General features: G+C 70.2%; 22 protein-coding genes, 1 tRNA gene and 2 pseudogenes. 15 read left to right on the forward strand and 10 right to left on the reverse strand.

The features are described from left to right. Positions 1-170 precede the first annotated feature (170 nt). From M446_RS06800 to M446_RS06820, 5 genes are all read right to left on the reverse strand, one after another. On the reverse strand, positions 171-953 hold the full coding sequence (locus tag M446_RS06800) for an ABC transporter permease (protein ID WP_012331365.1): 783 nt from the start codon (positions 951-953) through the stop codon (positions 171-173). Between the two features lie 76 nt (positions 954-1,029). Beyond that, positions 1,030-1,908, reverse strand: a complete 879-nt coding sequence (locus M446_RS06805; RefSeq protein WP_012331366.1) for an ABC transporter ATP-binding protein — start codon at positions 1,906-1,908, stop codon at positions 1,030-1,032. 66 nt (positions 1,909-1,974) lie between these two features. Next, complete coding sequence (locus M446_RS06810; protein WP_012331367.1) at positions 1,975-2,160, reverse strand: hypothetical protein; 186 nt, start codon at positions 2,158-2,160, stop codon at positions 1,975-1,977. After that, positions 2,157-3,287: a PepSY-associated TM helix domain-containing protein gene (locus M446_RS06815; RefSeq protein WP_012331368.1), complete on the reverse strand. Its 1,131-nt coding sequence runs from the start codon at positions 3,285-3,287 to the stop codon at positions 2,157-2,159. Before M446_RS06815 ends, M446_RS06810 begins: the two co-directional genes overlap by 4 nt. An 11-nt stretch (positions 3,288-3,298) precedes the next feature. Then, positions 3,299-5,551 (reverse strand): TonB-dependent siderophore receptor, encoded by a 2,253-nt coding sequence (locus tag M446_RS06820; RefSeq protein WP_012331369.1) that lies wholly within the window; start codon positions 5,549-5,551, stop codon positions 3,299-3,301. Between the two features lie 315 nt (positions 5,552-5,866). On the opposite strand from M446_RS06820, the gene M446_RS06825 reads away from it, so the two are divergent. Both M446_RS06825 and M446_RS06830 read left to right on the forward strand, forming a co-directional pair. After that, positions 5,867-6,343: an MmcB family DNA repair protein gene (locus tag M446_RS06825; protein ID WP_012331370.1), complete on the forward strand. Its 477-nt coding sequence runs from the start codon at positions 5,867-5,869 to the stop codon at positions 6,341-6,343. A gap of 121 nt (positions 6,344-6,464) precedes the next feature. Further along, positions 6,465-7,214 (forward strand): SDR family oxidoreductase, encoded by a 750-nt coding sequence (locus tag M446_RS06830; RefSeq protein ID WP_012331371.1) that lies wholly within the window; start codon positions 6,465-6,467, stop codon positions 7,212-7,214. Here M446_RS06830 and M446_RS06835 read toward each other — a convergent pair. Then, complete coding sequence (locus tag M446_RS06835) at positions 7,211-7,987, reverse strand: AAA family ATPase (RefSeq protein WP_012331372.1); 777 nt, start codon at positions 7,985-7,987, stop codon at positions 7,211-7,213. The two genes, M446_RS06830 and M446_RS06835, sit on opposite strands and share 4 nt — an antisense overlap. Before the next feature lie 150 nt (positions 7,988-8,137). Here M446_RS06835 and M446_RS06840 point away from each other — a divergent pair, with 150 nt between their 5' ends. Continuing rightward, positions 8,138-9,052 (forward strand): PhzF family phenazine biosynthesis protein, encoded by a 915-nt coding sequence (locus M446_RS06840; protein WP_012331373.1) that lies wholly within the window; start codon positions 8,138-8,140, stop codon positions 9,050-9,052. Next, positions 9,049-9,759 carry an NUDIX hydrolase gene (locus M446_RS06845; protein ID WP_012331374.1) on the forward strand — a complete coding sequence of 237 codons (711 nt, stop codon included), beginning with the start codon at positions 9,049-9,051 and terminating at the stop codon, positions 9,757-9,759. Before M446_RS06840 ends, M446_RS06845 begins: the two co-directional genes overlap by 4 nt. Before the next feature lie 65 nt (positions 9,760-9,824). Here M446_RS06845 and M446_RS06850 read toward each other — a convergent pair whose 3' ends face one another. After that, positions 9,825-10,112 (reverse strand): DUF6356 family protein, encoded by a 288-nt coding sequence (locus M446_RS06850; RefSeq protein WP_012331375.1) that lies wholly within the window; start codon positions 10,110-10,112, stop codon positions 9,825-9,827. Positions 10,113-10,225: 113 nt separating this feature from the next. Then, on the reverse strand, positions 10,226-10,549 hold the full coding sequence (locus M446_RS06855; protein WP_012331376.1) for a hypothetical protein: 324 nt from the start codon (positions 10,547-10,549) through the stop codon (positions 10,226-10,228). Between the two features lie 446 nt (positions 10,550-10,995). On the opposite strand from M446_RS06855, the gene M446_RS06860 reads away from it, so the two are divergent. Beyond that, positions 10,996-12,555, forward strand: coding sequence for a 2-isopropylmalate synthase (locus tag M446_RS06860; RefSeq protein WP_012331377.1), 1,560 nt, complete (start codon positions 10,996-10,998; stop codon positions 12,553-12,555). 120 nt (positions 12,556-12,675) lie between these two features. Next, positions 12,676-12,751: transfer RNA gene (locus M446_RS06865), tRNA-Lys, on the forward strand. Positions 12,752-12,981: 230 nt separating this feature from the next. Here the strand turns inward: M446_RS06865 and M446_RS06870 are convergent. Beyond that, positions 12,982-13,281: pseudogene (locus M446_RS06870) on the reverse strand (IS3 family transposase); the annotation flags it as partial. Positions 13,282-13,328: 47 nt separating this feature from the next. Between M446_RS06870 and M446_RS06875 the strand changes: the two are divergent. The 8 genes from M446_RS06875 to M446_RS39640 all read left to right on the forward strand — a co-directional run bounded on the left by M446_RS06875 (position 13,329) and on the right by M446_RS39640 (position 19,475). Continuing rightward, the gene (locus M446_RS06875) at positions 13,329-14,729 is read left to right on the forward strand and encodes an IS30-like element ISMtsp4 family transposase (protein WP_012330561.1); all 1,401 of its coding nucleotides are present in this window, start codon (positions 13,329-13,331) and stop codon (positions 14,727-14,729) included. Positions 14,730-15,567: 838 nt separating this feature from the next. Next, a complete protein-coding gene (locus tag M446_RS39635) occupies positions 15,568-15,987 on the forward strand; it encodes a sugar transferase (RefSeq protein ID WP_415926913.1) in 420 nt (139 codons plus the stop codon). A 143-nt stretch (positions 15,988-16,130) separates the two neighbouring features. Beyond that, on the forward strand, positions 16,131-16,931 hold the full coding sequence (locus tag M446_RS34880) for a Crp/Fnr family transcriptional regulator (protein WP_168169138.1): 801 nt from the start codon (positions 16,131-16,133) through the stop codon (positions 16,929-16,931). Between the two features lie 375 nt (positions 16,932-17,306). Next, a complete protein-coding gene (locus M446_RS38765) occupies positions 17,307-17,615 on the forward strand; it encodes a hypothetical protein (RefSeq protein WP_265576553.1) in 309 nt (102 codons plus the stop codon). 8 nt (positions 17,616-17,623) lie between these two features. Next, complete coding sequence (locus M446_RS38770) at positions 17,624-17,863, forward strand: sugar nucleotide-binding protein (protein ID WP_265576554.1); 240 nt, start codon at positions 17,624-17,626, stop codon at positions 17,861-17,863. An 11-nt stretch (positions 17,864-17,874) separates the two neighbouring features. After that, positions 17,875-18,792 carry a glucose-1-phosphate thymidylyltransferase RfbA gene (gene rfbA, locus M446_RS06885; RefSeq protein ID WP_198293065.1) on the forward strand — a complete coding sequence of 306 codons (918 nt, stop codon included), beginning with the start codon at positions 17,875-17,877 and terminating at the stop codon, positions 18,790-18,792. Positions 18,793-18,831: 39 nt separating this feature from the next. Beyond that, positions 18,832-19,326: an IS3 family transposase gene (locus M446_RS34885; protein WP_168169139.1), complete on the forward strand. Its 495-nt coding sequence runs from the start codon at positions 18,832-18,834 to the stop codon at positions 19,324-19,326. Positions 19,327-19,343: 17 nt separating this feature from the next. Then, the gene (locus M446_RS39640) at positions 19,344-19,475 is read left to right on the forward strand and encodes a hypothetical protein (RefSeq protein ID WP_415926902.1); all 132 of its coding nucleotides are present in this window, start codon (positions 19,344-19,346) and stop codon (positions 19,473-19,475) included. A gap of 332 nt (positions 19,476-19,807) precedes the next feature. Here M446_RS39640 and M446_RS06895 read toward each other — a convergent pair whose 3' ends face one another. After that, positions 19,808-20,806, reverse strand: a complete 999-nt coding sequence (locus M446_RS06895; RefSeq protein ID WP_012331380.1) for an IS110-like element ISMtsp7 family transposase — start codon at positions 20,804-20,806, stop codon at positions 19,808-19,810. 60 nt (positions 20,807-20,866) lie between these two features. Between M446_RS06895 and M446_RS38780 the strand changes: the two are divergent. Next, positions 20,867-21,091 (forward strand): annotated as a pseudogene (locus M446_RS38780) (IS3 family transposase); the annotation flags it as partial. Positions 21,092-21,127 lie beyond the last annotated feature (36 nt).

The following is a 21,127-nucleotide window of genomic DNA, read 5'->3' on the forward strand; positions in this document are numbered from 1 at the left end:
TCCCCGGTTCGGCGGCACACATGATGCGGCACCAGGAATCCAAGCAGACGTGCGTGGGGCAGTTCCGCTTGAGGTATTGTCCGACGATGCGGATGCCGGTTCGTCGAGGACGATGCGGCACCATCCAAGGCCGGGAGCAGCGTCCGACCGCCCCATGATCGGGCGCCGCTCTAGCCGCCGGCCGGGCCGGGGCGCCAGACCAGCAGCCGCCGCTCGATCAGCGTGACGGCGGCGTCGATGACGATGACGAAGACGGTCAGGATCAGCATCCCGGCGAAGACGCCGGTGACGTCGAACACGCTCTCGGCCTCGTGGATCTTGTAGCCGAGCCCGGCCGAGGAGCCGAGATACTCCCCCACCACCGCGCCGACGAGCGCGAAGCCCACCGCCGTGTGCAGCGAGGAGAACATCCAGGTCAAGGCCGAGGGCCAGTAGACGTGCCGCAGCAGGCCGCGCTCGTTGAGACCGAGCATGCGGGCGTTGGCGAGCACGACCGGGCTGACCTCACGCACGCCCTGGTAGACGTTGAAGAACACGATGAAGAACACGAGGGTGAAGCCGAGCGCCACCTTCGACCAGATGCCGAGCCCGAACCAGAGGGCGAAGATCGGCGCCAGCACCACGCGCGGCAGCGCGTTCGCGGCCTTGATGTAGGGGTCGAAGACCGCGGCCAGGAGCGCGTTGCGGGCGAACAGGAAGCCGAAGGCGATGCCCCCCAGCGCCCCGAAGGCGAAGGCCAGCACCGTCTCCTGCAGGGTGATCCAGAGATGGCCCCAGATCTCGGGATTGCTCATCTCCGCCCAGGTCCGCTTCAGCACGTCGACCGGCGTCGAGAAGAAGAACTGCAGCTGCCTGGGCTGGCCCAGCAGCGGATACACCGTGAGCACGTGCCAGACCGCCAGGATGGCGAGGCCGACGAGGATCTGGAGGGCGAGGAGGCCGAGACGGTTCACGGGGCGGAGGCTCCGGGGCGAATGGCGAAAGGTTCTGGCGGGTCCCGGCGGCGTCAAACCGCTCTCCGTGCCGGCCTCATGCCGGCCCGCCCGCATAGGCGCGCGAGACCTCGACCCGCAGCCGCGCCCAGATCTCCTTGTAGAGGGCGTGGAATTGCGGTTCGAGGCGGATCTCGCTGGTGTCGCGCGGCCGCGGCAGGGCGACGGGGAAGTCGCCGACGATGCGGGCGGCGGGGCCGGCCGAGAGCACCACGACCCGGTCCGAGAGGGCGATCGCCTCCTCCAGGTCGTGGGTGACGAAGATCACGGCCTTGCGGTTGGCGGCCCAGAGGTCGAGCAGGAGGTTGCCCATGATCTGCCGGGTCTGCGCGTCGAGCGGCCCGAACGGCTCGTCCATCAGCAGGATCTCGGGGTCGCGGATCAGCATCTGGGCGAGCGCCACGCGCTTGCGCTGGCCGCCCGAGAGCATGTGCGGGTAGCGGTCCGTGAAGCCGGCGAGGCCCACCCGCCCGAGCCAGTCGCGCGCCCGCGCGAGCGCCTCGGCCCGCGGCACCTTCTGCGGCTCCAGCGCCACCGCGACGTTGTCGAGGGCGGTCTTCCAGGGCATCAGGGCATCGGCCTGGAAGAGGTAGCCGGCCCGGGCGTTGAGGCCGGTGAGCGGGCCGTCGAAGATGCTGACGAGGCCGGCCACCGGCTTGAGCAGGCCCGCCGCGGCGTTGAGGAGGGTCGACTTGCCCGATCCGGTCGGGCCGACCACCGCCACGAACTCGCCGGGGGAGACGGTGAGGTCGATCCCGTCCACGGCCACGTAGCGCTTGCCGCCCTTCAGCGTGAAGGCGATCGAGACGGCGTCGAGGCGCACCGCGCTGGCGCTGCGGGCGACCGCCGTGCCGCCCACCAGCCGCACGCCCGCCCGGCCGCTCCGTCGTCCCTCGGCCACGCCGTTCTGGCTCATGCCGTTCCCTCCCGCGGCGATGCCTCCCGCCGTCGCGGGCGACATTCGGCGAGCGGCGGCGCGAGATCAACCGCTTCGTGCACGCCCGAGCGCCCGCGCGCCATGCCACAGGATCAGGACGAGCGGCAGGGACAGGCCGAGCCAGGCCAGGACCGGGCCGATCTCCTCGATCAGCAGCGCGCCGAGGAGTCCCGCGGCCGAGGCCCCGCCGACGAGGAGCGGGATGCGGAAGACCGGGCGGGGCGGCCTCACGCGCGGCCGCTCCGGGCCGGGACGGGGGCGGGAGGCGGAGCCGCCCCGCCCGCGCGCCGCTTGGCGAGCCACAGGGCGAGCCCGCTGCCCAGGACCGCGACGCTGACGAGGTCGAGCAGCGCCCAGATCAGCTTCAGCGGCAGGCCGCCGTAATCGCCGAAATGCAGCGGCTGCGAGACCAGGAGGGCGGTCAGGTACCAGGGCAGCCGCCGCGTCGCGGCCACCGCGCCGGTCTCGGCGTCGAGGAGCACCGGCCGCAGCAGCCGCGAGGTCAGGACCGTGTCGCCGCGCAGGAACACGCCGAAGTGCCGGCCGGTGCTGAAGGCCGTGCCGGGAAACGCGATGAAGGAGGGCGTCATGCCCGGCGCCGCCGCGACCGCCCGCGCCACCACCGCGTCGAGCGACAGGCGCGGCGTCGCCGGGGCTCCGCCCCGGCCCGCATGCATGGCGGCGAGGTCCGTCGCCTTCCAGCGGCCGATCATCGGTTCGGACAGGGTGTTGATCACGCCGGTCGCCCCCACGGTCGTCAGCCACGCCACCGTGACGATGCCCATCAGGTTGTGCAGGTCGAGCCAGAGAATGCGCCGCGCCCGCCCGGCCCGGATCGTCCCGAAGGCCATGCGCCGCATGAGCGGGCCGTAGAGCACGACCCCCGAGACGATCGCCGCCACCAGGAGCGCGCCCATCGCCCCGAGGAAGAGCTTGCCCGGCAGCCCCGCGTAGAGGTCGACGTGGAGCCGCAGCATCACCTGCATGAAGGCGCTGCGCGGCGGGCCGAGGCGGGCGCCCGTCGCCGCGTCGTAGAGCGTCGTCACGGACGCGTTCGGATGGGCGTCGGCCGCCTTGTTCAGGATCGCGAAGACCGCCCGCGGCGCGTCCTCGTCGTGGCCGAGATATTGCAGCACCTGCCCCGGATGGTCGGCGAGGGCGATCTGCGCCACGCGGTCGAGGGAGAGCGGCGCCTGCCCGCTGGCGAGCGGCGCCGGCCCCGCGCCGAACCAGCCGTCGATCTCCCGGTGGAAGATCAGCGGCAATCCGGTCAGGCAGAGGAGCAGCAGGAACAGGGTGGCGATCAGGCTCGTCCAGGTGTGGACGCGCCGCCACGCGCGCAGCCGCGCCGCGTTCATGGCGGACCTCCTCACCAGCGGTAGCTGACGCTGGCGACGATCCGGCGCTGCTCGCCGTAGAAGCAGGCGGTCGCGCTGGAGCAGGAGGAGACGAAGCGCCGGTCGGCGGCGTTCTGGATGTTCACGGCGGCCCGCCAGCCGTCGCGCTCGTAGTGGATTGCGGCGTCGAGGAGCACGGAATCCGGCACCCGCAGGGTGTTGGCCACGTCCGCGTAGGAGCGCCCGACGGAGCGCAGGCCGCCGCCGAACCCGAAGCCCTTCCAGTCGCCCGAGGGGATCGTGTAGTCGAGCCAGAGCGACCCGAAGGTCTCCGGGATGCCGACCGGCACCCTGCCGAGGTCGAGCACGGTGCCCTTGACCGTGCGCAGGTCGTAGGTCGTGAAGGCGCCGACGAGGTTCAGGCCCTCGGCGAGGCTCGCCACCACCGAGGCCTCGATGCCGCGCGAGCGCACCGCACCGATCTGCAGGTTGTTGAAGGGATTGCTCGGGTCCGGCGTCAGCACGTTGGCGCGCTGGAGGTCGAAGGCCGCCAGCGTGAACAGGGTGTTCCAGCCCGGCGGCTCGAACTTGGCGCCGACCTCGATCTGGTCGCCGCGGTCCGGCCGGTAGGGCGCACCGGTCTGGCCGTTGGCGCCCGGCGTCGGATTGAAGGATGTGCCCCAGGTCACGTAGGGCGCGAAGCCGTTGTCGAAATTGTAGATCAGGCCGAGCCGGCCGGTGAAGGCCCGGTCGTCGCCGCGCACCGAGGCGGAGGGCGTGAGCCGGTTCGTCAGGTCGCTCGTCACGACGTCCTGCCGCCCGCCGACCAGGAAGGTCAGGCGCTCGGTGAGCCGGATCTGGTCCTGCGCGTAGAGGCCGACCTGCTGCAGCAGCTGGTTCGCGACCAGGTAGGGCACCGGCTGGCCGGCGAGCTGGCCGTAGCGCGGCGCCAGGATGGCGAGCGTGGGCGCCGGGAAGGCGGAGGCCTGGTAATCATTGAGGTCGTAGCGCTTGTAGTCGATGCCGAGCAGCAGGTCGTGGGCGAAGAGCCCGTCCGCGAAACGGGCCTCGGCCTGCGTATCCACCGTGACGAGGCCGGCCTTCGGCGTCGTCAGGAAGCCGTAGCGGGACAGCTGCGTCTGCGTGGCGTCGCCGGCCTCGTAGCCGTTGCCGACGTAGCGCTGGTCGCGGACGTCGGTGAGCGAGTAGCGGAAATTCTGCCGCACGGTCCAGACGTCGTCGATCCGGTGCTCGAACAGGTAGCCGAGATTGGCCTGATTGCGGGTGTAGCCGTCGATCAGCGGGTCGCTGACATTGAGCGGGCGGGGGATGCGCAGGCCCAGAGCCTGGGGGCGCACGGTGCCCAGATAGGGCAGGAACTGGCCCGCCCCGCCGGTCACGTCGCGCTGGACGCTCGTCAGCAGCGTGAAGGTCGTGGCCCCGTCCGGTTTGTAGGTGAGGGCGGGCGCGAGGAAGACCCGGTCCTCCGGCGCGAAGCGGACGGGCGCGTCGCTGTTCTGCAGGCGCCCGGTGAGCCGGTAGAACCAGTGCCCCTCCGCATCGGCCGGCCCGCCGAGGTCGAAGGCCGCGTAGGCCTGGTTGAAGGAGCCCCCGCCGAATTCGAGTGAGTGCAGCGGGTCGAGCGGCGGGCGCTTCGACACGACGTTGATGAGGCCGCCCACCGGACTGCCGCCGAACAGGGTCGCGGCCGGCCCGCGCAGCACCTCGATCCGCTCGGCGCCGAAGGGGTCGATGCGGTAATTGGCGAAGGAGGTCTGGAAGAGCTGGAGCCCGTCGCGGAACAGGCCGCTCTCGGTGGCCGAGAAGCCCCGCAGGATGAACCAGTCGAGGCGGGTATCCGGCCCGAACGGGTTGGCGAAGACGCCCGGCGCGTAGCGCACGGCCTCCGACAGGGTCTGGGCCTTCTGGGCCTGGAGCTGCGCGGCGCCGATCACCGAGATCGATTGCGGCGTGCGGATGAGCGGCGTGTCCGTCTTGGTGGCGGTGGCGCTGCGGGTCGCCACGTAGCCCTCGACCGGGCCGGTGGCGGTCTCGGGCCGGCGCGCCCCCGGGAGGCCCGCCCCGGCCGCCCCCTGTCCCTCCACGCTGATCGTGTCGAGCGCGATCGTGCCCTCCTGCGCCCGCGCCGCCCCGGCGAGCAGGAGCGTCGAGGCCCCTGCCAGGACCGTCGAGGCCCCTGCCAGGACCATCGAGGCCCCTGCCAGGACCATCGGGCCCGCCAGGACCACCTTGCCGATCAGACTCGCGCCCACGCTCCGCCGCATCACCCGGACCCTCTCACGCGCGCAGCACGACGGGCTCGCCGAAGCGGCGAGTCGCGCGGGGCGGCGCTGTTTTGAATTGTAATAAAATACTGATTTTTCAGAGTTTTTCCATGCGGCGGTGCTACCCGCTGAGCAACCTGCTGGCAAGCTCGCCGGCAACGACACCTTGAGCGTGTGGCTCGCGCGTCACCGGGCGTGATCCGCGCCGCGCCACGGCGGCGCCGCGCGGGGGAGCTGCGACACAGGCGGCGGTGACAACCAGCGCGCGACCTGCTGGGATGCGTCCTCCGATTCGCCAGGATCCCGGTTCCCCTCGTGTCCGCCGCCCTCTCGCTCCCCGTCGACCGCCGCCAGTCGCCGATCGCGCTGGAGGTGCGGCGCGGGGTGCGCCGGCTCTTCGCCGAACTCGGCCACGTCACGATCCCGGAATTCACCCTGGCGAACGGCCGGCGGGCGGACCTGATCGCGCTCGGGCCGTCGGGCCAGCTCACCATCATCGAGATCAAGTCGGGCCTGCCCGACTTCCGCGCCGACCGGAAATGGCCGGACTACCGGGATTTCTGCGACCGCTTCTACTTCGCGGTGCCGGAGGAGATGCCGATTGCCGTGCTGCCGGAGGAGACCGGCCTCATCGTGGCGGATGCGTTCGGGGCCGCGATCCTGCGCGAGCCGCCCGACCATCCCCTGGCGGGCGCCCGCCGGAAGGCCGTGACCCTGCGCTTCGCCCGCGCGGCGGCGGGCCTGCTCCACGCGCTCGCCGATCCGGGCGCGGTGCGCGAGGGGAGCCTCTGAAGGAGCGCATCCCGGCGCAACCCTGGCCGGCGCCGGCGGCGTTGGACAGCCGCGCCAGCCCCGCCCCATGATCCGGCCCGACCGACGCGCCGCGCAGCGCGTCCGGCAGGGAGGATCGAGCATGAGGCTTCGGGGCAAGGTCGCGATCGTCACGGGCGCGGGCGGCGGGTTCGGCGAGGGCATCGCCCGGCGCTTCGCGCAGGAGGGTGCGCGGGTCGCGGTGGTCGACCTGCGCGGGGAGGAGGCCGAGCGGGTCGCCGCCGCGATCGGCCGGGACGCGATCGCGGTCACGGCCGATGTCGGGGCGAAGGAGGACGTGGCGCGCGCCGTGGCCCGCACCGCCGAGGCCTTCGGCACGCCCCACATCCTCGTCAACAATGCCGGCATGACCCACCGCAACCAGCCGCTGATGGAGGTCGACGAGGACACGTTCGACCGCGTGTTCCGGGTCAACGTGAAGTCGATCTTCCACTTCGTGCGGGCGGTGGCGCCGGCCATGCGCGACAACGGCGGCGGGGTGATCCTCAACGTCGGCTCGACGGCGGGGATCCGGCCGCGGCCGGGCCTGACCTGGTACAACGCCTCGAAGGGCGCCGTGAACCTGATGTCGAAGTCGCTGGCGGTCGAACTCGCGCCCTGGAAGATCCGGGTCAACGCGCTCTGCCCGGTGATGGGCGAGACCGGGCTGCTCGAAGCCTTCATGGGCGTGCCGGACACGCCCGAGAACCGCGCCAAGTTCATCGCCACCATCCCCCTCGGCCGCCTGTCGCGCCCGGAGGACATCGCCGCCACCGCGCTGTTCCTCGCCTCCGACGAGGCGGAATTCCTGACCGGGATCGAGATGCCGATCGACGGCGGGCGGACCGTCTAGCTTTCGGACGGCTCCTCGGCGGCCAGGGCCGCCTCGACGAACAGCTCCGGATCGTCGCAGAACTCGCGGTAGAGGCGGAAATGCGCCGTGTCCCCGAGCCGCACCGGCGCGAGGCCGGCGCGCGTGACCGCCATCAGGGCGGCGCCCGGATAGGCCATCAGGATCGGCGAGTGGGTCGCGATGATGACCTGGGCGGCCCGCATCCGCTCCATCTCCCGCAGCAGCGCCAGGAAGGTGACCTGGCGCCGCGGCGACAGGGCCGCCTCCGGCTCGTCGAACAGGAAGACGCCCTGGCGCAGGCAGCGCTCGCGGAAGACCCGCAGGACGCCCTCGCCGTGGGACCGCGACAGGTAATCGGGCGCCTGCGCGCCGTTCACCGCGTCGAGGGAGCGCGCCACCGAGAAGACGCTCTCGGCCCGGAAGAACCAGCCGCCCGCGACCTTCGGCAGCCAGGCGGCCCGCAGGGCGGGCGCGAGCGCGTCGCCGTCCGTGGCGAGCGCCTCCGCGTGGTCGAGCGGGCGGTGGTCGCGGCTGCCGCCCGCCACGTCGAAGCCGCACAGGGCCGCGATCCCTTCGAGCAGGGTCGATTTGCCCGCACCGTTCTCGCCGACGACGATCGTGATCGGCCGCTCGAACAGGATCTCGAAATCCCCGCCCCGGAAGACGGGCAGGCAGAACGGATAGGCCTCCGGCCGCGCGACCCTGGCGGGGTCGAGCCAGACCCGCTTGAGGAAGGGCGGCGGCAGGCGCGTCGTGAGGCTGCGTCGGGCCATGCGGTCGCCTTCCCTCGCGGTTCTCTTCCCTTGCGGCATGCCATCCTGCCCCGAGCCGCCCCGCAGGTCACGCCACCATTCTCGGCGGAGCGGTCCTGCGCTACACCGGCGGGCCTGCTGCGCCGCAGCGGGGTTTGGGAGAATGCCGCGATGACCGCACGCCGCTTCGTGACCCTCGACGTCTTCACCGAGCGGCCGTTCGCCGGCAACCCGCTCGCGGTGGTGCTCGACGCGGAGGGGCTCGACGGCGCCGCCATGCAGGCCATCGCCCGCGAGTTCAACCTCTCCGAGACGGTGTTCGTGCTGCCGCCCGAGGAGGCCCGCCACCGCGCGCGGCTGCGCATCTTCACGCCCGTCCACGAACTGCCCTTCGCCGGTCACCCGACCGTGGGCACCGCCGTGCTCCTCGGCCTGCAGGACCGCCGCGCCGGCCGCGCCGACGCGCTCGCCTTCGGGCTGGAGGAGACGGTCGGGGTGGTGCCCTGCGTGGTCGAGCCGGGGGAGGGGAGGGGCCGCGCGCGCTTCCGGCTGCCGAAGCTCCCGGAGATCTGGGGCGAGGCCGAGGGGCTCGGGCCCGACGCCGCGACCGTGGCGGCCGGCCTCGGCCTCGCCGCCCAGGACATCGGCTTCGCCCGCCACCGGCCGAGCCGGCACGGCGCCGGCACGCCCTTCGAGCTGGTGCCCCTGCGCTCCCTCGACGCGCTCGGCCGCGCCCGACCGAGCGCCGAGGCGCTGGAGCGGGCCTTCGGCCCCGGCGCCAAGGTCTTCCTCTACACGGCCGAGACCGAGGATCCCGCCCACCGCTTCCGGGCCCGGATGTTCGCCCCGGGCCTCGGCATCGCGGAGGATCCGGCGACCGGCGCCGCCGTCGCCGCCTTCGCGGGCGCGCTGATGCAGTTCGAGCCCCTCGGCGAGGGCACGCACGACATTCCGATCGGGCAGGGCTACGAGATGGGCCGCCCGAGCGAGATCGCCCTGCAGCTGGTGATCGAGGCGGGCGCGCTGCGCGCGGCCGAGATCGGCGGCAGCGCCGTCGTGGTCAGCGAGGGCACCCTGCGGGCATGAGTGCGAAGGCGAGCCTGTCGCGCGCCGCGCACCTGACCGCGGCCCTCGCCCCCTACGATTGGGCCTGGGCGCGGGAGAACGCCGCCGGGATCGCGGCGCATTGGCGGCGGCGCCTCGCCGAGCGCCCGGCGCTGTTCAACGGCCGCGTGCTGCTGGCGAACCACGTCGAGATCCGTGGCCGGACCGTCGCGATGCGGCTGTTCGAGACCGATTTCGCGACCTTCACGGCCTTCCGCGATCTCGGCTTCCCGGATCCCGCCGTCGTCAACGTCTTCGCCGCGGTGGCACCGCTGAGCCGCGACGGGGCCTACCTGCTCGGCCGCATGAACGCGCACACGGCCAGCGCCGGTCAGGTCTACTTCGCCTGCGGCACGCCCGACCCCTCCGACGTGCGCCCGGACGGCAGCGTCGACCTCGCGGCCAGCGCCGTGCGCGAGCTCGCGGAGGAGACCGGGCTCGCGCCGCCGGAGGGCGCCGCGGAGGAGTGGGTGCTCGTGCGGCACGGCGGCCACCTCGCGCTCCTGCGGCCGGTCGCGATGGGCGAGCCGGCCGCGGACCTGCTGGCGCGCGCCGAGGCCCACCTCGCCGCCGAGGAGGTGCCGGAACTCGCCGGCCTCGTGGTGGTGCGCGGCCCGGGGGACATCGACCCGTCCGTCATGCCGGCCTTCGTGCAGGCCTTCCTGCACGACGCCTTTCTGTTGGCCTGACGGCCAAGGGCCGGCCCCACCGCCAAGGTCCGGCCCCACCGCCAAGGGCCGGCCCGACGGCCGCCTCAGATCTCGTAGATCAGGCCGGTCTCGGCGGGGCGGCGCGCGAACAGGTCGGGCCGGTGGGCGGGCCCGGACGGGCAGCGGACGCAACGCCGGGTCATGCGCGCGTGCAGGCGGGCCACGGTGCGGCTCGCCGTGGTGGTGAAGAGGAACGGCAGCCCCGCATGCACGAAGGCCGCCAGCGCCGCGCCGAGGAGCGGCACCGCGTAGCTGAGCGAGGCGCGCATATGCTGCGCGTAGGTCTCGCCGAGGGAGGCGGGATGGGCCGTGAAGGGGTTCTGCAGGCGCATGGCGACCACTCCGGATCGGGCGGGCGGAGACCGCCGGGGGCGCCGGCCGGTCGGCCGGGCCAGCTTATCAAGAGTCGGGCCAGCAGGGTTAACGGATCGTGAAGGCCGCACCCTCACGGATAGCCGTAGCGGGCGCGGGCGGCGGCGTGGAGGCGCAGCGCCTCGGCCTCGTGGCCGGCCGCGCAGGCCTCGGCGGCCCGGCCGAGATCGGCCGAGAAGCGCTTGCCGACCGGCTCGTTGAGGTTGCCGGTGGCGACGTCGCTGTTCACGATGGTCTGGGTGCGGGCGATGGCCGGGCCGCAGCCGGAGCCGCCGGGCGGGATCGCCGGGGCGGCGACCGGTGCCGCCGCGACCGCGGGGGGCGGCACGCTCGGCTTGCAGGCGGCGAGGCCGAGGGCGGCGAGCAGGGCGGCGGCGAGGCCGGAACGAGGCAGCATGGACGCTCTCCTGGCGGATCGACTCCCGGGGGAGGATCTGCGGCCGAGCTTGTGGCAAGGGCGGTCGGGCGGGTCAATCCGGCGCGCGGCCCCCAGGCGCGTGGCCCCCAGGCACCCGGTCCATCGGGGCGGCGCGCCCCGTCAGGGCCGCCGGCTTGTCATCGCGGCCCGCCGCCGGTAGAGAGGGCGACGTCAGGCGTTCCGCCTTGAGGAGACCCGAGCCGTGGCGCATGCCGGCTCCCTGCCGCTGACGACCCGGACCGCCCTGCGGGCGGCGCGGTCGCGCGCGCTCCTCCTTCCCGGCCTTCTCCTTAGCCGCCCCTGAGGGCCGTCCGGGCGCGCGCCTGGGCCTTCAGGGGAGCGCGACCATCCTCGTCCCAGCTCGCGATCGCGATCCGCGCCGCCCCGAGCGCCGCGCCGGGCGATCTCCCAGAACGGATTTTCCCATGACCCAAGCTGCTTCCTCCGCCGAGCGCGTCCTGATCTTCGACACTACCCTGCGCGACGGCGAGCAATGCCCCGGCGCCACCATGACCTTCGAGGAGAAGCTCGCGGTGGCCGAGATGCTCGACGGGATGGGCGTCGACATCATCGAGGCGGGTTTCCCGATCGCCTCGAACGGCGATTTCGAGGCGGTGACCGAGATCGCGCGGCGCACCAAGCGCGCCGTGGTGGCGGGCCTCGCCCGGGCGATCCCCGCCGACATCGCGCGGGCCGGGGAGGCGGTGCGGCCCGCCGCGCGCGGGCGCATCCACACCTTCGTGTCGACGTCGCCGATCCACCTCGCCCACCAGATGCGCAAGAGCGAGGAGGAGGTGCTGGAGATCATCCAGCGGACGGTGGCCCAGGCCCGCGACCTCGTCGAGGACGTGGAATGGTCGGCCATGGACGCGACGCGCACGCCGCTCGACTACCTGTGCCGCTGCGTCGAGACGGCGATCCGGATGGGGGCGACCACGATCAACCTGCCGGACACGGTCGGCTACGCGACGCCCGACGAGTACCGGGCGATGTTCCGCGCGGTGCGCGAGCGGGTGCCCAACGCCGACAAGGCGGTCTTCTCGGTGCATTGCCACAACGACCTGGGACTGGCGATCGCGAACTCCCTCGCGGGCGTGGAGGGCGGCGCGCGCCAGATCGAGTGCACGATCAACGGCATCGGCGAGCGGGCGGGCAACGCGGCGCTCGAAGAGGTGGTGATGGCGATCCGCACCCGCGGCGACGTGCTGCCCTACGCCACCGGCATCGACACGACGCAGATCATGCGGGCCTCGAAGCTGGTGGCGGCCGCGACGCATTTCCCGGTCCAGTACAACAAGGCGATCGTCGGCCGGAACGCCTTCGCGCATGAGAGCGGCATCCACCAGGACGGGATGCTCAAGAACCAGTCCACCTACGAGATCATGACCCCGGAATCGGTCGGGGTTCAGAAGACCTCGCTGGTAATGGGCAAGCACTCGGGCCGCGCGGCCTTCCGCTCGAAGCTGGAGGAGATGGGCTACCGCCTGTCGGACAACCAGTTCCAGGACGCGTTCGAGCGGTTCAAGGCGCTCGCCGACCGCAAGAAGAACGTCTACGACGAGGACATCGAGGCGCTGGTCGACGAGAACCTCGCGACCGCGCACGACCGCATCCGGCTGGTGTCGCTGACGGTGATCGCGGGCACGCGCGGCCCCCAGCGGGCGACGATGCGCCTCGACATCGAGGGGCGCCTCGCGACGGAGGAGGCGGACGGCAACGGACCGGTCGACGCGGTCTTCAACGCGATCCACGCCCTGGTGCCGCACGAGGCGAAGCTCGAGCTCTACGACGTCCACGCGGTGACGGAGGGCACGGACGCGCAGGCCGAGGTGTCGGTGCGCCTGCGCCAGGGCGAGCGCAGCGTGACGGCGCGCGGCGCCGACCCGGACACGCTGGTCGCCTCCGCGAAGGCCTACCTGGCGGCGCTGAACAAGCTGCTGGCGGGCGCCAACCGCCTGCATGCCCAGCATGCGGCGGCCGAATAGCCGCCGAAAAAGCGCGAGGCGGGTCGGATTCGGGACTGGACAGCCCGGATCCGACCCGCTACATCCCGCCTCGCGATCGGGACGGTTGGTGGCCGCCCGGTCTCGCTCCCTGAGAGCGACGGGTGCATAGCTCAGTTGGTAGAGCAGCTGACTCTTAATCAGCGGGTCCTAGGTTCGAGCCCTAGTGCACCCACCAATCAAATCAGAGACTTAGCTGAGACGGCGCTGCATCCGGGGGCGTTCTAGGGAACGCCTCAGGTCACAAACTGCCGTGTGATGGGCTTGATGGACGCGCCGCCGTGGAGGCCGACGCTCCGCAGATGTCCGCCGTGTCGCGCAGGCTGGCCGCCTTATCGTCGGTCTCGGTCACGAGCCGGTACTCGAAGCTGAACCGCTCCGATTTTCTCGGAGGCTGTTTGGCTTGGGTCAGGCGGCCAGGGCTGGCTTCTGCACCTGGGCATCGTAGCGCGCCTCGGCCTCGGCGGGAGGCACGTTGCCGATCGGCTCCAGCAGCCGGTGGTGGTTGATCCAGCCGACCCCTTCGAGGGTGGCGAACTCCACGGCCTCGTAGCTGCGCCACGGACCGCGCCGATGGATCGCCTCGGCCTTGAACAGGCCGTTGATCGTCTCGGCCAGAGCATGGTCGTACGAGTCCCCGACGCTGTCGACCGAAGGCTGGACCCCAGCCGCCGCCAGCCGGTCCTTGTACTGCAGAGCGAGGTATTGGGTGGATTCAAGTGGTCGTCGCAACGGCTTGGCGGAGGGCGGTTGTGATGGCAGGTCGGCGGCGTTCGGATCGGGCACTTCGCGAGAAGCTGCGGTCACCGGGTCGTCCCGGGGTCGGTCTGCGCGAGACGCGGCGGGGGTTCTGGGCGTTCCTCGCGCAGGGTCTCTCCAGCGAGGTCGCAGCGATGAAGCTCGGGATCTCGCCACCGGTCGGCTCGCGGTGGTTCCGGACAGCAGGCGGAATGGCACCTTCCCACCTGTCACCATCATCCAAGTCGCCTTCTGCGCGCTACCTGTCGTTGGCTGAGCGGGAGGAGATCGCGATCCTACAAGCGCAAGGTCACGGGGTCCGGGACGTCGCTCGGCGTCTGGGACGGGCGGCGTCGACCATCTCGCGGGAATTGCGCCGCAATGCGGCGACCCGCAGTGGCGGCCTGGACTATCGCGCCACGACCGCGCAGTGGCACGCTGAACGCGCGGCACGCCGGCCCAAGCCAGCAAAACTGGCGGGGAACGCAGCGCTGCGGACGTACGTGCAGGAGCGGCTCGCCGGAACTGTCGCGACACCGGGCGGGAGCGCTCTGCCTGGCCCTAGCGTTGCCTGGAAGGGACGGCGGCACGGGCGACGCCAGAGCCGGCGATGGGGTCGATCCTGGAGTCCGCAGCAGATCGCCGAGCGCCTACGGCTCGACTTTCCGGGCGATACGACGATGCGCATCAGTCACGAGGCGATCTATCAGGCGCTCTACATCCAGGGCCGGGGCGCGCTGAAGCGTGAGCTGACCGCGTGTCTTCGCACAGGACGGGCTTTGCGTGTGCCGCGGGCCCGCAGCCTGGGCCGAGGCAGGTCGTTCGTCACCCCCGAGGTGCTCATCAGCGAGCGTCCGCCCGAGGTGGAGGACCGCGCGGTGCCGGGGCACTGGGAAGGAGATCTGATCCTGGGTCTGAAGAGTTCGGCGATCGGGACCCTGGTCGAGCGCACGACGCGCTTTACGATGCTGCTGCATCTTCCGCCGATGGACGGCCATGGGGTGACACCGCGTGCGAAGAACGGCCCGGCGCTGGCGGGGCACGGGGCCCAGGCGGTGCGCGAGGCGATCGCCGGCACGATCGCGCGCTTGCCCGAGCAGCTGCGGCGCTCGTTGACCTGGGACCAGGGTACCGAGATGGCCGAGCACGCGCGCTTGCGGATCGACGCGGGTCTGCAGGTCTACTTCTGCGATCCACGCTCACCCTGGCAGCGGGGGACGAACGAGAATACGAACGGGTTACTGCGACAGTACTTCCCGAAAGGAACGGATCTGAGCGCCCACAGCGCGAACGATCTTGCTGCTGTGGCCGCAGCCCTCAACAGCAGACCGCGCAAGACGCTGAACTGGAAGACGCCGGCAGAGGCGCTCGACGCTGTGCTGGCTGCCGTGCAAGATGGTGTTGCGACGACCGCTTGAACCCAAGTTGCGACCCGCGATCCGAGTGATGCACGAGCCCGCCCCGTGAGCAGGGCGGCGCTTGTGCAGCGCCTGCTCCAGCGCGTCCAGCACGAAGCTGGCCTGCGCAGTGCGCGACACCCGCCTCGCGCACGCGCCGGATCTCGCGCATCCGCGTCGTGTCACTCCGCGCCCGGGCCGGCATTCTGCCGGGATCAGCGCGGCGTGTGGCATGAGCGTAGTCCGGGGCGGTTCATCCCTCGCGGAACGCGCGCTCCACTCTCCCGAAGCAAGTCCACCCATGCGGTGCGTCAGGCCGCCGCAGAGTGGGTGTCGAGGCGCGAGACGGACAGCCAGTTCGCACTCCCCCTCTCATCGGCCTGTTACCGGTGGCGTCTGACGGCAGCACTGGAATGTGACACATCGAAAAATCCAGTTGCCCTCGGCTGTCAGAGGCTCGCGGCTATTATCAACGCAGGTTCCCTCGAACGCCTTAGCTATTCAAGCTGGGCGGTCCACAAAAGCAGCCGGTCGGCTCACTGTAGAGGGAAAAACTGATAATTGACAATATCGGTTCGCTCATCCAGTTTAGGTATATGCGTAAGCGCGTGATCTCACCTCTATGGGGTACATGCTCGGTTGGACGTGGCGGTTGTTACAATCTAAGATTGCTAAATCCTGAGATGCAATCTTAAGTTCCAGCGATCCCGGCGATCGGTTGTTGTGGCGCCGAGTTGAATACGAACCAGCTTGCGGATTCTTGCGCGTTGCGGCTTCGGGATATGACTTTAAATGGCTAATATTGAATCAACAAGTGAAAATCTCGGAATTCGAACCTCGAGGGAGGACGATTATGCCGATGACTAGGTGCTTGCTGCTTTTAAGCGCGTGCCCAACACGGGCGCTTGCTGGCAATCGTGAGTTTGAGCTTATCCTGCCGCCCCCGAGCGACGATACGGCGTTTGCTCGGGTGGTCACGGCCGTGGCACTCTGCCTCGCGCCTGCGCTGGGCGTGATCGCTCAAGGGATCATCCTGGACCACCAGGGGCCTGTCCTGTTCCGCCGGACCCGCACAGGGCTGAATGGCCAACCGTTCCAAGTCTGGAAACATCGAACATTGCCCGTGCAGAAAACCGGGCCCGTAACGTTGGCCGGTCCGCGCGCCGCTGCATGTTCCGTATCTGCAGCGCATTCGAGCTTCGCATTCACGAACATTCCAAAGATGTTCGTTCGCGCACTGCAAATAACCAGCTGTTCTCAATACTATTCTCGTTGCTGATTCTGTAAGAATTATCTATAGCCAAAATTATTCCCTAAATGGCAGTCGCAGCTGTTTCATCTCTGGCGAAATCGCCGCGGCGGCATCAGCACCGGGGAAGTACGGGGGACATGTGAACTCCTGGGTTGTAGAGGATGTGCGTCATGACAGTACCTGAACGCAATGTTTTCCTATCTGCCCTCGGTGAGGAGGATTTTGAGGCATTATTGCCCAAAATGAAGGATCTCGACGTCAGACAGGGGCAGATTCTCTGCGAGGCTGGCCACGAGATCGAGTTCGTTTACTTTCCAAAAACCTGTGCCATCTCAGTGGTTGCTCTCCTCGAAGATGGAACGCCAGAAATGGCGAACTTTGGCCCCGAAGGCGTTGCGGGCGCACTCGCTCTTCTCGGACATCGGAAGGCCTTCGGTCGCTACCTGGTGCAAATGTCCGGGCGGGCCTCACGCATTCGCCTCGACCATCTCGAAACAGTGCTCGCACAACGTCCTCATCTGCGAGCGACTATGAACTTGTATCTGCAATGGATTCTAAATCAGGTCATGCAGACCGCCGCTTGCAATGCTGCACATCATGTTGAGGCTCGCTGCTGCCGCTGGATCCTCACCTTGCACGAGCGGCTTCACTGCAAAGAACTAGATATAACGCACGATATCTTAGCTTCAGCGATTGGTGTACAGCGGCCTACTGTGAGCGTAATAGCGCGTCGCCTGCAGAACGCGGGCCTCATTCAGCAGCGCCGCGGAGCTATCGCCGTCGTTGATGCGCATGGATTGGAGAATTCAGCCTGTGAGTGTTATCACACGCTTCAGCAGCGCTTCGAACAGATATTGCGGTCTGCAGAGAGCATCAGGCGGGCCCGGCGAGAGCGGGACTGTCGCGTTATCGATCCAGCTCGCAAGTTTGGACTCTCGAACTCGGCAGAACCGGTCAATCAGAGAGACTAACGGGTGACCGATCCGCGTGGACCGCTACGCGGGCGGGCGCCCCGGGCTGACCGCAGCGTGAGGCGGGCATGCGGCCGGTCCCGATCCTCGGTGGCGGCCAAGTCGGCCGTGCGCTTCAGGGCGTCACCCGGCCACGGGACGTCGCGCCGCGTGCGTGATCGCGCGAGGTCGTCGACATGACTGGGGAAGGCTCCGCAACGAGCGCCGCCGTGGAGCGTCCTCGTGTGCCGGCGATCGCCGCGGCGGCGCGTGCGGCGGTGGACCGGGTCAGCCGCGAGGCTGGGGCAGCCTGGCAGCTCGACGCCCTGCCGCCCGTCCTCCCCGACGTCGCGACCGCGCGGGCGGGGATCGCTGGTCCAGTTCTCGACCGACTGCGTGTGCGATGGTCGCGGGACCGGGCGCCTGGCGGCCGACGCGCGGGCGGACCTGACAAGCGGCTGCGGGGCCAGCGGCGAGACGAGCGAGACGGCGGTGCGCACGGCCCGCCGGCGCCGCGCGGAAGTGCGCCCGACACGGGCGGCCAACCCGCACCAGGGCCCTTCCGCCGAGGCGGTGCGACGGCCGGTCGGCGAGCGCTCCGGGCCCGACGTGACGGCCGACCAGCGCGGCTGCCCGACTCTCGCTGCCAACCTCGCGGCAATCCTGGCCAGGATCGCGCCGCCCCAACCACCTCACCTAGCGTGAACGCGGGTGTGGTGACGTCGTGTCGCTGCGCCGAGGCGATCTCCACCCGGATGAAGGCGCACGGCGCCCGCAGCGTGCCGGTCGAGCCGATCACGACCTCGTCCTACCCGACGCCGGCGCGGCGCCCGGCCAATAGCGAACTCTCGACCGCGACGCTGAGCCGGGATTTCGGGATCGTGCCGCGGCCCTGGGAGGCGGCGCTCGCCGACATCCTGGACCGGCTGATCGGCCCGGTGACGCCGGCCTGAAGGAGGCCATGATGAAGGGCATCGTGCTCGCCGGCGGCTCCGGCACCCGACTCCACCCGGCGACGCTCGCGATCAACAAGCAGCTGCTGCCGGTCTACGACAAGCCGATGATCTACTATCCGGTCTCGGTGCTGATGCTGGCCGGGATCCGCGAGATCCTGATCATCTCGAGCCCCGAGCACCTGGACAATTACAAGCGGCTGTTCGGGACGGGCGAGCAGTTCGGGGTGACCTTCTCGTACGCGCTGCAGCCGCGGCCGGAGGGGCTGGCGCAGGCCTTCCTGATCGGGCGGGACTTCGTCGGCGCGGACCCAGTCTCGCTGATCCTGGGCGACAACCTGTTCTTCGGGGCGGGCCTGCGGGCCCTGCTGCAGCGGGCGCGGGCGCGGGCGCGGGGAGCGACGGTGTTCGCCTACCACGTCGACCACCCGGAGGCCTACGGGGTGGTGAACCTCGACGGCTCGGGCCGCCCGACCAAGCTGGTCGAGAAGCCGAAACTGCCGGAATCGACCTGGGCGGTGACCGGCCTGTACTTCTACGACAACCAAGTGCTCGACATCGCGGCGGCCGTGAAACCCTCGCCGCGGGGCGAGCTGGAGATCACGGACGTGAACCAGGCCTACCTGGAGCGCGGGCAGCTCGAGGTGGAATGCATGTCGCGCGGCTACGCGTGGCTGGACACGGGAACGCATGACAGCCTGCTGGAGGCGGGGGAGTTCGTGCGGGTGATCCAGAGCCGGCAGGGGATGCAGGTGGCCTGCCTGGAGGAGATCGCCTACCTGCAGGGCTGGATCTCCCGCGAGCAGGTGGCGGCGCGCGGCGAGTTGTCCGCGAAAACCAGCTACGGTCAGTATCTCATCTGGCTCGCTCGCGGCAGCGACCTGATCAGCCCCCACGCGGTGGGCCGGTTGGAGCGTTTGAGCGCCTAACAGAACGGGCATGAACCGCCTGGGCGGATGTTGGTGTGTATGGCTCGACCGCTTCAACCGATGATCTCTGGCGCGAGATCGCCCCGCTTCTGCTGCCGCCCCGGTTGCGCCCTGGGCTCGCGCCAGACCTACGGCTCGCCGCGCGTCCAGGCGGAGCGGCGCGACCAGGGCGACGCCCGCCGTCGCAAGCGGATCGCCCGGCCGATGCGCGGGGCCGGTCTCGTCGGGGCGTGTCATCGCCGCAGCGGGCCGATCACGACGCGGCGCGATCAGGAGGCCCGGCCGGCTCCGGACTTGGTCGAGCGCAGCTTCGCGGCCGACGAACCCGACCGGCCGTGGGTCGCGGACATCACCTCCGTCCCGACCAGCGCAGATTTCCTGTACCTGGCCATTGTGCTCGACGCGTTCAGCCGCCGGAGCGCCGGCTGGTGGGGCTCCCATCGCGGCCCGCCGCGACGGCCGATCATCTTCGCACTGATGCGGGATCCGCTTGACCAAAGCGGATCCCGGATCGCGAGCCCGCGCGGCGCCTGAGCGAAGCCGACATCCGCATGGCCGAAATCGGAGATGGCGAAGCCATCAACCGGATGTCGGATGAGTTGGTGCTGGACGCGCTTGCGATGGCCGCCAGCCAGAGAAAACCGGGACACGTGATCCACCGCTCGGATCAGGGCTCGCCCTAGACTTCGCTGGCCATCGGCGGCCGCTGCCGCGAGGCGGGCGTGCGGCCCTCGATGGGCTCGGTCGGAGATGCTCACGACAATCTATGGACGCCTCCCGCGGCAAGGTATTCCTCAGCGACGACCACGACCTTGGGTGCGTGAATCTATCCGGCCTGTCGGTGGAGCGATCACGCCCCTGGCCTCGATGGGGTCCGCTTCTTCCGTCCTCATAACGCTAGCGGCCTCGAAGGCCGTGTCGTAGGTCAGGATCGGAAGCGGCGGCCCACGCCGTGTCGCCATCGTCGGTCACCTCGCACGCATCGCCGCTCGCGCGACGATCTCGGTCGCCCGCGTCAGGCGCGGGCGTAATCCTCCTCGCGCCTCAGCATCGCCCAGGCTATCCGCGCGGTCTTGTTGGCCATCGCCACGATCCCCTTGTTGAACCCGCGCCGGTCGATCACCGCCTGGAACCAGCGTGAGCGCGGATCGGTCTTCGTGGCCAGGCGCAAGGCGACCGCGCGGGCGCCGTGCACGAGTTGGCGCCGCAGATAGTGGTTGGCCCGGCGTCCGACGCCCCCGAGGTGCGGCTTGCCGCCGGTGGAGTACTGTCGCGGCACCAAGCCGATCCAGGCCGCGAGTTCGCGCCCTGAGCGGAACTGGCGGGCATCGCCGACGCTGGCCTTGAGGGCGGTGGCGACGACCGGGCCCACGCCAGGCAACGTCATCAGGCGGCGGCAGACGACGTCTTCGCGGCAGATCGCCCGAAGTTGATCGTCGAGCCGCTCAAGCCGCGTCTCCAGGGTCTCCAACTCGTCGAGCAGGGCCGCGAAGGTGGCTCGCGCCATCGGCGACAGTCCCGCCTCGGAAAGTTCCGCCCGCACACGCGCTGGAAAGCGGGCCGCACCCTTCGGGTAGATGAGGCCGTACTCAGCCAGGAGCCCACGGGTATGATTGATCAGGTTCGTGCGTTGCGAGACCAGCCGATCGCGGACGCGATGAAGCGACTGCAGGTCTTGCTGCTCGGTCGACTTCACAGGCACAAACCGCATCGTGGGACGTGAGGCGGCGTCGAAGATCGCCTCGGCGTCGACGGCATCGTTCTTCGAGCCGCGCACGAACGGCTTGACGAAGCGCGGGTTGATCAGCCGAACCTCATGCCCGGCCGCGAGGAAAGCTCGCGCCCAATGATGGGCCGTGGCGCAAGCCTCCATGGCGATCACCTTCGGGGCGAGGCTGGCCACCAGCGCCGGAAGTTTGGTGCGCCCGACGCGCCGGGAGATCACCTGACCATCGGCATCGACGCCGTGAACGTGAAACGACTGCTTGGCCAGATCGATCGCGAGCATCTGCATGGCTCTTCTCCCTCTCGGTCTCGCCCAACCTGGGCGCGGAGCGGGAGGCGTCCATCCCATAACGCCATGGCCGAAAGCGTCTTCTCGAGCTTGGAATGCGAACTGCTCGCCCGCCGGCGCTCCCGCTCCCGGCCAGAGGCCCGCATGGCCCCTTTCAGCGACCTGGAGGGCTTCGCCAACCCGGTGCGGCGCCACTCCGCCCTGGGCGACCGCTCACCCAGAGTCTGCGACCAGCAGCATCGTCCCGAGCCTGCAACCGGGACCCTGGTCAGCCAAGCCCAGTGACCGTCCACACAAAACCGGGCAATCCCAAATCCCCGA

Origin of the sequence: Methylobacterium sp. 4-46 (assembly GCF_000019365.1) — a bacterium.
Taxonomy (GTDB): Bacteria; Pseudomonadota; Alphaproteobacteria; order Rhizobiales; family Beijerinckiaceae; genus Methylobacterium.

What these genes read in the sequence shown, in the direction of transcription:
- M446_RS06805 (WP_012331366.1), bottom strand. Translation starts at nt 1,908, where the DNA reads ATGAGCCAGAACGGCGTGGCCGAGGGACGACGGAGCGGCCGGGCGGGC.
- M446_RS06815 (WP_012331368.1), bottom strand. Translation starts at nt 3,287, where the DNA reads ATGAACGCGGCGCGGCTGCGCGCGTGGCGGCGCGTCCACACCTGGACG.
- M446_RS06820 (WP_012331369.1), bottom strand. Translation starts at nt 5,551, where the DNA reads ATGCGGCGGAGCGTGGGCGCGAGTCTGATCGGCAAGGTGGTCCTGGCG.
- M446_RS06830 (WP_012331371.1), top strand. Translation starts at nt 6,465, where the DNA reads ATGAGGCTTCGGGGCAAGGTCGCGATCGTCACGGGCGCGGGCGGCGGG.
- M446_RS06835 (WP_012331372.1), bottom strand. Translation starts at nt 7,987, where the DNA reads ATGGCCCGACGCAGCCTCACGACGCGCCTGCCGCCGCCCTTCCTCAAG.
- M446_RS06840 (WP_012331373.1), top strand. Translation starts at nt 8,138, where the DNA reads ATGACCGCACGCCGCTTCGTGACCCTCGACGTCTTCACCGAGCGGCCG.
- M446_RS06845 (WP_012331374.1), top strand. Translation starts at nt 9,049, where the DNA reads ATGAGTGCGAAGGCGAGCCTGTCGCGCGCCGCGCACCTGACCGCGGCC.
- M446_RS06850 (WP_012331375.1), bottom strand. Translation starts at nt 10,112, where the DNA reads ATGCGCCTGCAGAACCCCTTCACGGCCCATCCCGCCTCCCTCGGCGAG.
- M446_RS06855 (WP_012331376.1), bottom strand. Translation starts at nt 10,549, where the DNA reads ATGCTGCCTCGTTCCGGCCTCGCCGCCGCCCTGCTCGCCGCCCTCGGC.
- M446_RS06860 (WP_012331377.1), top strand. Translation starts at nt 10,996, where the DNA reads ATGACCCAAGCTGCTTCCTCCGCCGAGCGCGTCCTGATCTTCGACACT.
- M446_RS06875 (WP_012330561.1), top strand. Translation starts at nt 13,329, where the DNA reads ATGGCAGGTCGGCGGCGTTCGGATCGGGCACTTCGCGAGAAGCTGCGG.
- M446_RS39635 (WP_415926913.1), top strand. Translation starts at nt 15,568, where the DNA reads ATGACTAGGTGCTTGCTGCTTTTAAGCGCGTGCCCAACACGGGCGCTT.
- M446_RS34880 (WP_168169138.1), top strand. Translation starts at nt 16,131, where the DNA reads ATGACAGTACCTGAACGCAATGTTTTCCTATCTGCCCTCGGTGAGGAG.
- rfbA (WP_198293065.1), top strand. Translation starts at nt 17,875, where the DNA reads ATGAAGGGCATCGTGCTCGCCGGCGGCTCCGGCACCCGACTCCACCCG.
- M446_RS34885 (WP_168169139.1), top strand. Translation starts at nt 18,832, where the DNA reads ATGGCTCGACCGCTTCAACCGATGATCTCTGGCGCGAGATCGCCCCGC.
- M446_RS39640 (WP_415926902.1), top strand. Translation starts at nt 19,344, where the DNA reads ATGGCCGAAATCGGAGATGGCGAAGCCATCAACCGGATGTCGGATGAG.
- M446_RS06895 (WP_012331380.1), bottom strand. Translation starts at nt 20,806, where the DNA reads ATGCAGATGCTCGCGATCGATCTGGCCAAGCAGTCGTTTCACGTTCAC.